The organism is Streptomyces sp. SS1-1 (assembly GCF_008973465.1).
In the GTDB taxonomy this organism is placed as follows: Bacteria; Actinomycetota; Actinomycetes; order Streptomycetales; family Streptomycetaceae; genus Streptomyces.
The window spans coordinates 3,192,675-3,206,700 of sequence record NZ_WBXN01000004.1; the positions used below are offsets into that span (position 1 = coordinate 3,192,675).

The 14,026-nt window shown below is 74.4% G+C and carries 12 protein-coding genes; 6 read left to right on the forward strand and 6 right to left on the reverse strand.

The window, feature by feature from the left end; all coding sequences use genetic code 11:
• Positions 1-102: 102 nt before the first annotated feature.
• A complete protein-coding gene (locus F8R89_RS15710) occupies positions 103-1,488 on the reverse strand; it encodes a transcriptional regulator (protein WP_151784577.1) in 1,386 nt (461 codons plus the stop codon).
• Positions 1,489-1,807: 319 nt separating this feature from the next.
• On the opposite strand from F8R89_RS15710, the gene F8R89_RS15715 reads away from it, so the two are divergent.
• The 3 genes from F8R89_RS15715 to F8R89_RS15725 are packed head-to-tail and all read left to right on the forward strand — an operon-like array spanning position 1,808 to position 4,869.
• A complete protein-coding gene (locus F8R89_RS15715) occupies positions 1,808-2,470 on the forward strand; it encodes a bifunctional DNA primase/polymerase (RefSeq protein ID WP_151784578.1) in 663 nt (220 codons plus the stop codon).
• Between the two features lie 36 nt (positions 2,471-2,506).
• Complete coding sequence (locus F8R89_RS15720) at positions 2,507-3,280, forward strand: ABC transporter ATP-binding protein (RefSeq protein ID WP_151784579.1); 774 nt, start codon at positions 2,507-2,509, stop codon at positions 3,278-3,280.
• Positions 3,277-4,869: a transporter gene (locus F8R89_RS15725; RefSeq protein WP_151784580.1), complete on the forward strand. Its 1,593-nt coding sequence runs from the start codon at positions 3,277-3,279 to the stop codon at positions 4,867-4,869. Before F8R89_RS15720 ends, F8R89_RS15725 begins: the two co-directional genes overlap by 4 nt.
• A 22-nt stretch (positions 4,870-4,891) precedes the next feature.
• Here F8R89_RS15725 and F8R89_RS15730 read toward each other — a convergent pair whose 3' ends face one another.
• The gene (locus tag F8R89_RS15730; protein WP_151784581.1) at positions 4,892-5,758 is read right to left on the reverse strand and encodes an alpha/beta fold hydrolase; all 867 of its coding nucleotides are present in this window, start codon (positions 5,756-5,758) and stop codon (positions 4,892-4,894) included.
• A gap of 616 nt (positions 5,759-6,374) precedes the next feature.
• A complete protein-coding gene (locus F8R89_RS15735) occupies positions 6,375-7,067 on the reverse strand; it encodes a metal-dependent transcriptional regulator (protein WP_062668983.1) in 693 nt (230 codons plus the stop codon).
• A gap of 252 nt (positions 7,068-7,319) precedes the next feature.
• Here F8R89_RS15735 and F8R89_RS15740 point away from each other — a divergent pair, with 252 nt between their 5' ends.
• Complete coding sequence (locus tag F8R89_RS15740) at positions 7,320-8,075, forward strand: SIS domain-containing protein (protein WP_151784582.1); 756 nt, start codon at positions 7,320-7,322, stop codon at positions 8,073-8,075.
• A 4-nt stretch (positions 8,076-8,079) separates the two neighbouring features.
• Here the strand turns inward: F8R89_RS15740 and F8R89_RS15745 are convergent, their stop codons facing one another.
• The 3 genes from F8R89_RS15745 to pdxH all read right to left on the reverse strand — a co-directional run bounded on the left by F8R89_RS15745 (position 8,080) and on the right by pdxH (position 11,103).
• Positions 8,080-9,510 (reverse strand): PAS domain-containing protein, encoded by a 1,431-nt coding sequence (locus F8R89_RS15745; protein ID WP_151784583.1) that lies wholly within the window; start codon positions 9,508-9,510, stop codon positions 8,080-8,082.
• 77 nt (positions 9,511-9,587) lie between these two features.
• The gene (locus F8R89_RS15750; protein ID WP_225994402.1) at positions 9,588-10,085 is read right to left on the reverse strand and encodes a GNAT family N-acetyltransferase; all 498 of its coding nucleotides are present in this window, start codon (positions 10,083-10,085) and stop codon (positions 9,588-9,590) included.
• 385 nt (positions 10,086-10,470) lie between these two features.
• Positions 10,471-11,103 carry a pyridoxamine 5'-phosphate oxidase gene (pdxH, locus tag F8R89_RS15755; protein ID WP_151788140.1) on the reverse strand — a complete coding sequence of 211 codons (633 nt, stop codon included), beginning with the start codon at positions 11,101-11,103 and terminating at the stop codon, positions 10,471-10,473.
• Positions 11,104-11,490: 387 nt separating this feature from the next.
• On the opposite strand from pdxH, the gene F8R89_RS15760 reads away from it, so the two are divergent.
• On the forward strand, positions 11,491-12,591 hold the full coding sequence (locus F8R89_RS15760; RefSeq protein WP_151784585.1) for a citrate synthase 2: 1,101 nt from the start codon (positions 11,491-11,493) through the stop codon (positions 12,589-12,591).
• Positions 12,592-12,784: 193 nt separating this feature from the next.
• Positions 12,785-14,026, forward strand: a complete 1,242-nt coding sequence (locus F8R89_RS15765) for a serine/threonine-protein kinase (protein WP_151784586.1) — start codon at positions 12,785-12,787, stop codon at positions 14,024-14,026.

The window sequence follows — 14,026 nt, forward strand, 5'->3', positions numbered from 1 at the left end:
TTACAGTCCCGGCCCCTCATCCGCCCGGCAAGTCCCCTTTCGCCACCCGCGCTTCGCGTCCCCCTCTCTTCACCAGGTCTTCACCGCCGGCCGCCCGAGGCGTCAGGCGGCCACCTGGAGATCGATCCGTTCCCCGAAGTCCCTGACCACGGGCTCGTCCCGGTACGGCTCCAGGCGCTGCTGGAAGTCCTCCAGATACTCGGCGCCCCGGTTGGAGCGCAGGGTCTCCAGCAACTCCACCGCCTTCAGCCCGGTGTGGCAGGCCTGTTCGATCTCCCGCTGCTGCACCTGGGCTGTGGCGAGAAGCACATATCCGATGGCCCGGCGGCGCGCCTTCGTCTCCGGCAGCCCGGCCAGCGACTCCTGCGCGCAGCGCGCCGCCGCCTCCGCCTGCCCGAGGTCGCGGTGACAGTGCGCCAACTCGTCGGCGAGGTACGCCTCGTCGAAGTGCCCGATCCACGCCGGGTCGTCGCCGGAGGCCGGATCGGCCGCCTCCAGCGCGGCCACGGCCCGCCCGGACGACAGCTGGGCGGCGCGCGCGTCGCCCAGCAGTGCGTGCCCGCGCGCCTCGGCCGCGTGGAACATCGCCTCGGCCCGGGGGGTCACCCGCCCCCGTGCGCCCTCCTGCGCCGCCCGCGCCAACTGGGCGATCTCCCGGGGATTCCCGAGCTGGGCGGCGAGGTGGCTCATCGAGGCGGCCAGCACATAGCCGCCGTACCCGCGGTCCCCCGCCGCCTGCGCGAGGCGCAGCGCCTGGATGTAGTAGCGCTGGGCGAGGCCCGGTTGCCCGGTGTCCACGGCCATGTAGCCGGCGAGCTCCGTCAACCGGGCGACGGCGGCGAACAGTTCACGGCCGACCGCCTCCCGGTACGACCCGGCCAGCAGCCCGGAGACGACGCTGTTGAGGTAGTGCACGACGACCGGGCGCACATGCCCGCTGCCGTACTGGTGGTCCAGGTCCACGAGGGCCTGGGTCATGGCGCGCACAGCCGCCACGTCGGACGGGCCCACCCGCGGCCCGGCCGAGCGCGCCACCTGCGCGTCGGGTGCCGAGATCAGCCAGTCCCGGCTGGGCTCGACGAGCGCGGACGCGGCGACGGACGAGCCGGACAGGAAGTCCCGCCGGCCGACGTCGCTGCGCCACAGCTCACAGACCTGCTCGATCGCCCCGAGCACGGTCGGGGAGAACTGGAGCCCCACGCCGGAGGCGAGGTTCTTGCCGTTGGCCATGCCGATCTCGTCGATGGTGACGGTCCGGCCCAGCTTGCGGCCGAGCGCCTCGGCGATGATGGCGGGCGCCCGGCCCCGCGGCTGCTGTCCGCGCAGCCAGCGGGCCACGGACGTCTTGTCGTAGCGCAGGTCGAGGCCGTGTTCGGCGCCGCACATGTTGACCCGGCGGGCCAGCCCGGCGTTCGAGCAGCCCGCTTCCTGGATGAGCGCCTGGAGCCGTTCGTTCGGCTGCCGCGCGACGAGAGGCCTTGCGGCCATGGCGTAACCCCCTGTGACTGCGGTGCCTGCCCGCGCACCGAGTTGACGTCCCTGTCACCGCCGGGTCCCGGCCCGGGGCACTGGCTGCGCCCCGGCGGTTCCCGGCCGTGAAGATCAATGCCCCGTCCGTATACGGAAAATGCGAGGCTTGTGAGGATTGCCGGGGTCACGGCCGGAGCCGGCCCCCCAGGGGGCTACCCCGCGCCGGCCGGGGATCCTCGCGCGCGCCCCCACCCGTGCTCCCATGCGCCCCGGCGACGTGCGCGGTGCTCCTCCCCCGCGCGCGCGGGGGCCGTAACCCCGGGTGGGCGCGGGAGTTGTGCTGAGCGTGGAAGAGACGATCCCGGCCACCGAAGCCGCACAGATTCCGAAGCAGCGCGGGGATTCGCTGCTGGAGACCGCCGTCCGTTACGCCGAGGAGCGTCACTGGGACGTGTTTCCGGGGACCTGGCTGGAGGCCGTCGACGGAGTGCCGTACTGCTCCTGCGGCGACGCGGCGTGCCCCGCGCCGGGCGCGCACCCCGCGCGCCCCGACTGGGCGACGCAGGCGACGGGGAGCGCCACGGTCGCGCGCCGCCTGTGGCAGAAGCAGCCGGCCGCGTCGATCCTGCTGCCCACCGGGCGGACCTTCGACGCGCTGTCCGTCCCGGAGACGGCCGGGTTCCTGGCGCTGGCCCGTATGGAGCGGATGGAGCTGACGCTGGGCCCGGTGACGCTGGCGCCGGACCGCCGGATGCACTTCTTCGTGCTGCCCGGCGCCGCCGTGAAGCTGCCCGAGCTGGTCCGCCGGCTCGGCTGGTCGATGGGCTCGCTGGACCTGGTCGCCCTCGGCGAGGGGGCCTGGGTCGCCGCGCCACCCACCCGGTTCGGGTCCCGGGGCGCCGTGCAGTGGGCGTGCCGGCCCACCCCGGCGAACCGCTGGCTGCCGGACGCCGAGGAGCTGATCTCGCCGCTCGCGTACGCGTGCGGCCGCGACCGGTAGTCCCACGGCTCCCACCCGGCCCGTAGGGTTCCGGGTATGACGTCAGCAGCCGTACGCGTTCACGGGCTCTGGAAGCGGTTCGGGCAGCAGGTCGCCGTCGCCGGGATCGATCTGGAGCTGCCCGCCGGGAAGTTCATCGGGCTCGTCGGCCCGAACGGAGCCGGGAAGACCACCACCCTGTCCATGGTGACCGGGCTGCTCAGGCCCGACCAGGGGTCCGTGGAGGTGGTCGGGCACGACGTGTGGCGGGACCCGGCGGAGGTCAAGGCGCGCATCGGGGTGCTGCCCGAGGGGCTGCGGCTCTTCGAGCGGCTGTCCGGCCGGGAGCTGCTCGGCTACACCGGACGGCTGCGCGGGCTCCCCGGTGCCGAGGTCGACAAGCGGGCCACGCAGCTGCTCGACGTCCTCGACCTCGCCGGGGCCCAGCACAAGCTGGTCGTCGACTACTCGACGGGCATGCGCAAGAAGATCGGGCTGGCCGCCGCCCTGCTGCACAACCCCGAAGTGCTGTTCCTGGACGAGCCGTTCGAAGGGGTGGACCCCGTGTCCGCCCAGACCATCCGGGGCGTGCTGGAACGGTTCACCGCTTCCGGTGCCACCGTCGTCTTCTCCTCCCATGTGATGGAGCTCGTCGAGTCGCTGTGCGACTGGGTCGCCGTCATGGCGGCCGGACGCATCCGCGCGCACGGGCCGCTCGCCGAGGTGCGCGGGGAGGCGCCCTCACTGCAGCAGGCGTTCCTCGAACTGGTCGGCGCGCACGGCCGGGACGCCGGGTCCGACCTCGACTGGCTGGGCGGCGGGGCGCGATGAGCACCGACGTGACCGGGGTCTTCGTCCGGCTGAAGCTGTCGCTGCTGCGCAACGGGCTGCGCCAGTCCGGGGGCCGGCGGGCCGCCTGGATCGCCTCGGCGGTCGTGGCGCTGCTGTTCGCCGCGCTCCAGCTGCTCGGCCTGATCCTGCTGCGGGGCACCGCGCACGCCGACGCCCTGGTCGTGCTGCTGGTCGGGGTGCTCGCGCTGGGCTGGGCGGTGATGCCGCTGTTCTTCCCCGGCGGCGACGAGACCCTGGACCCGACGCGGCTCGTGATGCTGCCGCTGCGGCCCCGGCCGCTGGTGCGGGCGCTGCTGGTGGCCTCCCTGGTGGGCATCGGGCCGCTGTTCACGCTGTGCCTGCTCACCGGGTCGGTGATCGCGGTGGCGCACGGGGCGGCGGCGTTCGCCGTCGGTGTCGTCGGTGTCGCGCTGGCCCTGCTGGTGTGCGTCGCGCTGGCGCGCGCGGTCGCCGCCGCCAACATCCGGCTGCTGACCAGCCGCAAGGGCCGCGATCTGGCCGTCCTGAGCGGACTGGTCGTCGCGATCGGGGCGCAGGTCGTCAACTTCGCGGCTCAGCGCATCGGTTCGGCGGGACTCGGGCGGCTCGACCCGCTGGCGGACGTACTGCGCTGGGTGCCGCCGGGGTCCGCCATCGGGGCCGTACGGTCCGTGAGCGAGGGCTCCTACGGCGCCGCCGCGCTGCAACTGGGCCTGTGCGCGCTCGCGTTGGCGGGCCTGATCGCGCTGTGGGCGCGGCATCTGACCCGGCTGATGACCGCCCCGGACGGTTCGACGCTCCAGGCGGCCGGCGAGAGCGCCGTACGGGAGAAGGGCACGGGCGGCGTGGCCCGGCTGCTGCCGGCGGGGCGCACCGGCACCGTCATGGAGCGCAGTCTGCGCTATGTCTGGCGGGATCCGAAGACCAAGGCGGCCTGGGTGACGTCGCTGGCCATCGGCCTGATCGTGCCGGTGTTCAACGCCGTGCAGGGCACCGGGTCGATCTACTTCGCGTGCTTCGCGGCCGGGATGCTCGGCATCCAGATGTACAACCAGTTCGGGCAGGACACGTCCGCCTTCTGGATGGTCGCGATGACGATCTCCTCGCCGCGGGACGCGTACGTGGAGCTGCGCGGCCGGGCGCTGGCGCTGCTGCTGATCACCCTGCCGTACGCCACGCTCGTCACCGTGGTGACGACGGCCCTCATCGGGGACTGGCGCCGGCTGCCGGAGGTGCTGGGGCTGTCCTTCGCGCTGCTCGGCGCGATGCTGGCGACCGGCGCCTGGACGTCGGCCCGCTTCCCGTACTCGATCCCGCAGGAGGGCCACAAGAACGTCGCCCCCGGGCAGGCGGGCCTGGCGTGGATCTCGATCTTCGGCGGCATGGTCGCGGCGGCCCTGCTGTGCGCCCCGGTGATCGCGGCGGTGATCTGGCTGCGGGTCAGCGAGGGCGGCGAGGCGTGGACCTGGCTGCTGCTGCCCGCCGGGGCGGCCTACGGGGCGGCGATCACGCTCCTGGGCCTGCGGCTCGCGGCGCCCCGGACGGCGGCCCGCCTGCCGGAGATCCTCACCGCGGTCAGCAAAGGCTGAGCCGCGACCGTCTGACGGCTCCTCAGGCCCACACCGCGTCCAGGAACGGCTCGACGGCCGTGCGCCAGCCCTCCGGCTGGTCGTAGTGGACCAGGTGGCCGGCGTCCGCGACCTCCGCGTACTGCCCGCGCGGCAGGACGCGGACCATCTCCTGGGCCTCGGCCCGCCCCAGCTCGCCGTCGAGTCCGCGCACGACGAGCGCCGGGCACCTGACCTGCGCCAGCTCCTCCCAGTGCGCGTCGTACACCCAGGTCTCACGGGTGCGCAGCATCTGCTCCGGGTCGAAGACCGGACGCCAGCCGTCCTCGCACTCGTGCATGACCTCGGCGTAGAACTCGCCGCGGGCCGGGTTGGGGCGCTCGACCCAGGGGTCGTCCTCGCCGAACCACTTGCGGACGTCGGCGAGCGTGGCGAAGGGGACCGGCCAGGCCTTGAACCACTCCGCCCACTCGCGCTGCGAGGCCGCGCCGAGCGCGGAGGCCCGCATGTCGCAGATGACCACGCCGCTCACCAGGTCGGGGCGGCGGGCGGCGAGCTGCCAGGCGGTCAGGGCGCCCATGGCGTGCCCGATGAGGACGGCCCGGCTCAGGCCGAGCTGTTCGAGGGCGGCCTCGGCGTCGTCGACGTACGCCTCTCGGGTGTACGCGGCCCCGGCGGGCTTGTCGCTGCGGCCGTGGCCCCGCTGGTCGAGGGCGATCGCGCGATGCCGCTCGGAGAGCCAGCGGGCGGTGGGGGCCCAGTGGGAGGCGCGGCCCATCAGGCCGTGCAGTAACAGCACTCCGGGGGTGTCCTGGGGGCCTGGGTGGGCGTCGGGCTTCGGGGGGTCGCCGAACTCCCAGGCCGCGAGACGTACGCCGTCCGTCCCGGTCACGTCGATGCGCCGCGCCATTGGTCCTGGCACCCCCCTAGCTCCACTCGGACCGCTCGTGTGGGCCGGTCCTGTGCTCCGCGTCCGCCTGCTCCGTCTGTGCCTGCCGTATCCGTCGTCACCCGTCCGCGCACCGCCGCCGGCCGCGTCCCCCGCGGCGACGGCCCCCTCGCGAACGATGTGCATGCCGTGTGTGTCCGACGTGATCTTATGCGCACATCTCTGCAGCGCACGGTCCGCCCGACCTGTCACCGCAGACTATCGAACTCTTATTCGAAAATGCGGTTCTCACGGGCAACACCCCACCTTCGGGTGACCCCGCGCCGCGATTGATCGTCGTCGCCCGGGGGAGACCTTCATCGGGAGGCGGACCGCTCGGGGAAAACGGTCCGAGGGGGATGACCCTGGGAGCTCGGGGCTCCGGGTCAGCAGGGGAGGACAGGCCCCGGCGCCACACGGCGCCGGGGCCCTCTCCACGGCGACGGCACATCTCCTCCCGCCCCTTCCCCGGCCGGACACGGCGGCGCCGGGTCACGGCCAAGAGCTCTCAGGTGGATGCCTCAGCCGACAGCCTCGCACGCGCGCGGGCCCCGCGCTGCGATTCGCGGCACTGGATCTTGGCGGACGGCGGAGGCGGTCAGCGCTTCGCGACGAACACGTGGGAGGCGACCTCCGAGTCCAGCTCGGCCGCCTCGCCGCTGCTGCCGACCAGGACACCGCCCGCCGACTCGGTCACGCTCACCACCGAGCCGGGCTGCACGCCCGCCCGGCGCAGCGTGTACATCAGCTGCGCGTCGGTCTGGATCGGCTCGCCGATCCGGCGCACGACCACCGTCTTGCCGTCGGCGCCCGGGTCCAGGTCGGCCAGCGACACCATGCCCTCGTCGAGGAAGGGGTCGGCGCCGTCCTTCTCGCCCAGCTCCTCCAGGCCCGGGATGGGGTTGCCGTACGGCGACTCGGTGGGGTGGCGCAGCAGCTCCAGCACCCGCCGCTCCACGGCCTCGCTCATCACGTGCTCCCAGCGGCACGCCTCCGCGTGCACCTGCTCCCACTCCAGGCCGATCACGTCGACGAGCAGGCACTCGGCCAGGCGGTGCTTGCGCATGACGCGCGTGGCCAGCCGGCGCCCCTCGTCGGTGAGCTCCAGATGCCGGTCGGTGGCGACGGACACCAGGCCGTCCCGCTCCATCCGCGCCACGGTCTGGCTCACGGTCGGCCCGCTCTGGTCCAGCCGCTCGGCGATCCGGGCGCGCATGGGGACCACACCTTCCTCCTCCAGCTCGAGGATGGTGCGGAGATACATCTCCGTGGTGTCGATCAGTCCGGACATACGTGCCCCTCGATTAGCTCTGCGTTTGGCTCAGCCGGAAGCGAGACAGCTCCGCGGCGCGTGCGCTGGCCCTGACTCAATTCTGCCGGATGGCACTGACAACCGTGCCGCGCCGCCGAAACCCGGACACCGCCCGGCCGCGGCGGGCACGGCCACCGCGGCCGCACCCCGTATTGACACCGCAGTGGTCCAGACCGCACGGTGATCCGCGGCACACCCCGACGCACCACCCGGCACCCCGGAGGGCCCCGCATGAGCGACAGCACGCCGGCCGAGCAGTTCTTCGACGCCGCGATCGGCCTGCTCCAGCGGGCCCGCGCCGAGGAGGCGGAGGCCGTCGAGGCGGCCGGCACCCTGCTCGCGGACACCGTCGCCGCCGGGGGGCGGCTGTTCGCCTTCGGCGCCGGGCACTCCTCCCTCGCCGCCCAGGACGTCGTCTACCGCGCGGGCGGTCTGGCCCTGATGAACCTGCTCGCGGTGCCGGGCGCCGTGGGCGTGGACGTCGTGCCCGCCACGCTGGGCTCCGCCCTGGAACGCGTCGACGGGCTCGCGACCGCCGTGCTGGACAGCTCGCCGCTGCGCGCGGGCGACGCGCTCGTGGTCGTCTCGCTGTCCGGCCGCAACGCGCTGCCGGTGGAGATGGCCCGGCACGCGCGCTCCCTCGGGGTGCGGGTCGTCGGCGTGACGTCGGTGGCGTACGCCGAGCGGACGACGCCCCGGAACTCCTCGGGCACCTTCCTGAAGGACCACTGCGACGTCGTCATCGACTCGAAGATCGCGGTCGGCGACGCGGAGCTGACCCTCGACACCGTCCCGGCGCCGTTCGCCCCGGCGTCCACGGTCGTCACCTCGGCGCTGATGCAGGCCGTCATGGCGACCGCCGCCGCCTCACTGGCCGCCCGCGGCGTCGAGGTCCCGCTGCTGCGCTCGGGCAACGTGGACGGCGGCCACGAGTGGAACCGCCGGATCTTCGAGGAGTACGGCGACCGGATCTTCTACCGGCACTGACGCGTCACGGGGTGCCCGTCGTCTCCGCCAGGTCCAGCGCGGAGGCGATGCGCACCGCCACGTCCTCCGCGTACACGGCGTCGCTCCGCTCGAACGCGGTGCGGCCCGCGCCGCGCAGGAACGTCACGACGCCCAGCGTCCGGCCCCGGCTGCGCAGCACCGCGCACAGGGCGTACACCGCGTCCGCCGGCCACTGCCGGCTCACCGCCCAGGCGCGCGCCCGCTCGGGCGGCACGTCACCGGCCGCCGCCCGCACCGACCCCGTCCGCGCCACGCACTGGAGCGCCGGGTGCCCCTCGCCGTAGCGGACGGGCAGGCCGGCTTCGCCGCCGAGCCGGGAGGGTCCCGGGGTGCCGGACGGGGTGACGGCGACCCGGACCAGCCGGACGGCGTCGACGGCCTCCGCGTCGCGCAGCGCGCCGCCCGCGACCCGGTCGATCAGGGCGTGGTCGGCGAAGCCCGCGAGCGCGAAGTCCAGATGGACGGTCGCCGCCTCGGCGGGGTCCTCGCACTCCGCGGCGGCCCGCGCCGCGCGGTGCAGCTGGTTGGCCCGGAACCGCAGCAGCGCCGCCTCCTGCTCGGTCTGCTTGGCCTCGGTGACGTCCTGGAAGAACCAGCCGACGCCGAGCGGCACCGGCTCCTCCGCGAGCGGCGAGGCGAGGCGCACGAACCCGCACCGCCAGCAGCGGCGCCGGTCGCCCTCCGGGGTGCGCACGCTCACCCAGATCTCGGCCGGGGCGGGCGGCGCGCCCTCCGCCAGCACATGGGTGAGCGCGCTCTCCAGCTCCTCCACGCCCTGGGCGAGCAGGTCGCCGAGCGGCCGGCCGAGCACGGCGGTGCGGCCGATGCCGAGGGCGCGGGCCGCGTGCGCGTTCACGACGGCGGGACGCAGGTCGGCGTCGACGAGCACCACGCCCCAGGACGCGTCCTCGAAGAGCGCCTCGCTGAGCGCGATGGACCGCTCCAGGTCGATCTGGGTGTGCACCTCGCTGAAGGCGCAGTACACCCCGGCGGGCTCGCCGTCCGGGCCGCGCACCGCGGCCGACTGGGTGCGCACCAGGACCCGGCCGCCGTCCTTGGTGAGCAGCGCGAACTCGTGCACCTGGCGGCCGGGGGACCGCATCGCGGACATCAGCCGCGCCTCGACCTCCTCGGCGTCCGCCGGGCGCACCGCCCAGCCGGCGAAGCCGCGCCGGCCGACGGCCTCCGCGGCGGTCCAGCCGAGGATGCGTTCCGCCTCGCGGTTCCAGTGGGTCAGGACGCCGTCCGCGTCGAAGGCGCACAGGGCCGCGTCCATGCCGTCCAGCAGGGCGGCCAGCAGATCGGACCCGCCCGCCGGACCCTCGGCACCGGCCGACGACTCGTCCGGACCGTCCCGCTCGGGTTCGTCCGGTCCCAGCTCGTCGGTGGTCCCACTACGCCGGGAAGCACTCACCTGGACCCCCTGCCAAGCCGCGCCGTCGGAACGGCGCGCCGGTTCGCTCACTCACCCTCATCTAACTGGAACGTGACTCAGCACACACCGGGTTCCCGCAAGATTGAAGGAATCGTTGTACCGGCCGTCTCCAGCCGGTCCAGCCGCAGGTCCACCCACTGGTCGGTGGCGCCGTCCAGCACATAGCGGTCGGTCTCGGCGAAGCCCCGGGCGCGCGCGAACCGCAGCCCCTCCTCGTTGACGGCGAGCACGCACGTCTCGACGGCCCGCGCGCCCAGCGCCCGCGCGTGGGCGAGCCCGTCCGCGTAGAGGGCCGTGCCGTATCCGCGGCCCCGGTGGCCGGGCAGCACGCGCGCGATGACCGTCGCGACCGCGTCCTCGTCCCGCGGGGGGCGCACGGTCGAGCAGCCGACGAGGACGTCGCCCACGTACGCGTTGCGCAGCCGGTTGCGCCCGGCGCGCTCGCGCACCTCGTCGAGGCTCAGGGCGGCGGGCGGCACGATGACGTTGTGGACGTGCCGCCACTCCTGGAGCGCCCGCTCGCCCTCCACCGGCGCGATCCTCGGCTCGGACACCCGCCCCACTCCCCTTCCGGGCACAGACCTCGGTTCCGTCATGCGCGGAACGCTAGGTCAGGAGGGCTTCCGGCGTCCAAGAAAAAAGGGGTTGAGCGTGGCGGGTGGGGTTCTTAGGGTGGGACGTACTTCGGAAAGGAGGTGGTTCGGCAGATGTATGCATACCGGACGGAAGAGGTGGCTGCGGGCTAGCGGCCCGTCACCCACCACGTGCGGTGCCGGACCAGCGTGTGAGTGAGACACGCAGCCGGCCAATTCCACGCAGTCACCCGACCCGCGAGCTCGCCGGTACGTCCGGCCGGCTCCCCCGCCCCGGCGGAGGGACCAGAGCTCGCGGGTCGCTGCGTTTCCGGGGGCCGCCTCCAGCCGCCCGGGCGCGCACCGCTCAGGGGCTGAGCCGCTCCACCCGCCAGCCGCCGTCGGGCTCCGCCACGTACCGCAGCCGGTCGTGCAGCCGGTTCTCCCGGCCCTGCCAGAACTCGACCGTGCTCGGCGCGACCCGGAAGCCGCCCCAGTGCGGCGGCACCGGCACCTGTTCCGCGCCCTCGGGGTAGCGGGCGGAGAGCTCCGCGTACGACGCGTCGAGCTCGGCGCGCGAGGCGATGACGGACGACTGGGCGCTGGCCCAGGCGCCGAGCTGGGAGCCGTGCGGCCGGGTGCGAAAGTAGGCGGCCGTCTCGTCGCGGCCGGTGCGCCGCGCCACGCCCGTGACGATGACCTGCCGGGCCATCGGATGCCAGGGGAACAGCAGCGAGACGTACGGGTTCTCGGCGAGGTCGCGGGCCTTGCGGGAGTCGTAGTTGGTGTAGAAGACGAAGCCCCGCTCGTCGAACTGCTTCAGCAGCACGGTGCGCGAGCTGGGCCGCCCCTCGCCGTCGGCCGTGGACACGATCATGGCGTTGGGTTCGAAGAGGTGGGCCTGGGCCGCGGCCTGCCGGAACCAGCGCGCGAACTGTTCCACCGGGCCGTCGGCCAGGTCGCGCTCGGCGAGGCCCTCGGCCCGGTAGTGCTTGCGCATCGCGGCCGGGTCGAGCTCGGGCGCCGCGGGATCGAGGGAGGCGTCTGGGTCGGTCACGCGGTCATCCTGCCGTATGAGGGACGCGGCGCCGGGGACGGTCGCCGCCGGGTCCCCGTATGGCACTGAGTGCCGCGAGACCTCCCCAAGAGTGGCACTCAGGGATATCGTCGGGGATGTGGCCCGGGTTGGATGAGCTTCGGGCGCACGGGGCATCACAGGGATACGCCCCGGACCGCGAGTCCGACGAGGCCCGTGGCACCCGGACGAACCGGGGAGCGGGTCCGTGACCGTGGATCCGCCGGGGGCCGCGTCCCGTCCCACCAGCCGCGACAGGGTCGTCCCGCCACCACAACACCATCCGCCGCAACCGTCACGAGGAGCCGCCTGATGTCCGACTTCGTACCCGGACTCGAGGGAGTCGTCGCGTTCGAGACGGAGATCGCCGAACCCGACAAAGAGGGCGGCGCGCTCAGGTACCGCGGCGTCGACATCGAGGACCTCGTCGGTCATGTCTCGTTCGGCAATGTCTGGGGACTGCTCGTCGACGGTGCCTTCCGCCCCGGCCTGCCGCCCGCCGAGCCCTTCCCGATCCCCGTGCACTCCGGGGACATCCGGGTCGACGTGCAGTCGGCGCTCGCCATGCTGGCGCCCGTGTGGGGCCTGAAACCGCTCCTGGACATCGACGAGGAGCAGGCCCGCGACGACCTCGCCCGGGCCGCGGTCATGGCCCTGTCCTACGTCGCCCAGTCCGCGCGCGGCCAGGGCCTGCCGATGGTGCCGCAGCGCGAGATCGACAAGGCGCAGTCCGTCGTCGAACGCTTCATGATCCGCTGGCGCGGCGAGCCCGACCCCAAGCACGTCGCCGCCGTCGACGCCTACTGGACGTCCGCCGCCGAGCACGGCATGAACGCCTCCACCTTCACGGCCCGCGTCATCGCCTCCACCGGCGCCGACGTGGCCGCGGCCCTCTCCGGCGCGGTGGGCGCCATGTCCGGCCCGCTGCACGGCGGGGCGCCCTCCCGGGTGCTGCACATGATCGAGGAGATCGAGCGCACCGGGGACGCCGAGGCGTACGTCAGGCAGACCCTCGACCGGGGCGAGCGCCTGATGGGCTTCGGCCACCGCGTGTACCGCGCCGAGGACCCCCGCGCGCGGGTGCTGCGCCGCACCGCGCGGGAGCTCGGCGCGCCCCGCTTCGAGGTCGCCGAGGCCCTGGAGAAGGCGGCCCTGGCGGAGCTGCACAGCCGCCGCCCGGACCGGGTGCTCGCCACCAACGTCGAGTTCTGGGCGGCCATCGTGCTGGACTTCGCCCAGGTCCCGGCGCACATGTTCACGTCGATGTTCTCGTGCGCCCGTACGGCGGGCTGGTCCGCGCACATCCTGGAGCAGAAGCGCACCGGCCGCCTCGTCCGCCCCTCCGCGCGCTATGTGGGCCCGGGCCCGCGCGACCCCCGCGAGGTCGAGGGGTACGCCTCGATCGCGCACTGACCGCACCGGCCGTGGGACGGCCGGCGGGAGGCACCCCCGCCGGCCACCTCGCGCGCGACGGCGCACGCGGCACCGGTGATCCACTGCGCCAGTATGCTGGGGCGGCTGCGGCACCCCCAGTCATCCCCCTTCCCCGGAGGGTGAGTTGTGGCCGCGGCGACCCACACGTCCCCCGGCATGAGGATGGGAACAGGTGCTGATAGCGGGCCGCTACCGGCTGATCGAGTCGATCGGGCGCGGGGGGATGGGGGAGGTCTGGCGGGCCTACGACGAGACGCTGGACCGGCAGGTGGCCGTCAAGCTGCTGCTGCCCCAGGACTCGGACCCGACCGCCGCCTCCCGGTTCCGGCTGGAGGCCCGGACCGCGTCACGGATCGACCACCCCAACGTGGTGGGCGTCCGGGACTTCGGAGAGCACGACAACCAGCTCTACCTGGTGATGGAGCTCGTCGAGGGCGACAGTCTCGCGCGGGTCCTCACACAGTCCGGCGCCCAGCCCGCCGACCGCGTGGCCCGGATGGCCGCCCAGGCCGCCGCCGGACTCTCCGCCGCGCACCGGCAGGGCGTCGTCCACCGGGACATCAAGCCCGGCAACCTGCTGCTGGACGCCGACGGCACCCTCAAGATCGGCGACTTCGGCATCGCCCGCTTCCTCGACGACCCCGGCGCCGCGCTCACCGCCACCGGGCAGATCGTCGGCACCAGCCTCTATCTCGCCCCGGAGCGGGCGCTGGGCAAGCCCGCGGGGCCCGCCTCCGACGTCTACGCGCTGGGCTGCGTGCTCTACCAGCTGCTCACCGGACGCCCGCCGTTCAACGCGGACACGGCCGTCGCCATCCTGCACCAGCACCTGGACGCCACCCCCGTGCCGCCGCGCGAGCTGGGGGTCACCGGGCTGCCGCCCGCCTTCGAGAACTATCTGCTGGGCCTGCTCGCCAAGGACCCCGAGCACCGGCCGGGCGCCCAGCAGGCCGCCGACTGGTTCACCGCCGGCGCCTGGCAGGGCCGCCCCGAGCCGCTCCCGGAGCCGGCCGCACGGGCCCCCCGCCCCGCACCGGCGGCCCCGGCCCCCGCTCCCGTCCCCGCTCCCGCCTCCCGGCGGCGCGGCACGGGCGGCGCGACCACGTACATGCTGCCCTCGGCCCAGGCGGCCCCCGAGCCGCGCCCCCGCTCCCAGGCCCCCGTGCGCTCGCGCGGGCGGGCCCGGAGCCGGTCCGCGCCCCCGGCCGCGTTCGGGGCGCGCCGTATCGCCGCCACGGCCGCGGGCGCCCTGCTGTTCATGGCCGCGATGCTGCTCGGCATGAAGTGGTTCGCCCCGGACGACACCGGGGGCTCCGGGACGACGTCGGAGGCCCCGCCGACCACGGGTGACTCGGACCCGGCGGCGCAGCCGTCCCCGGCCGCCGCGCAGGACGACGACGGCGGCGACGACTGA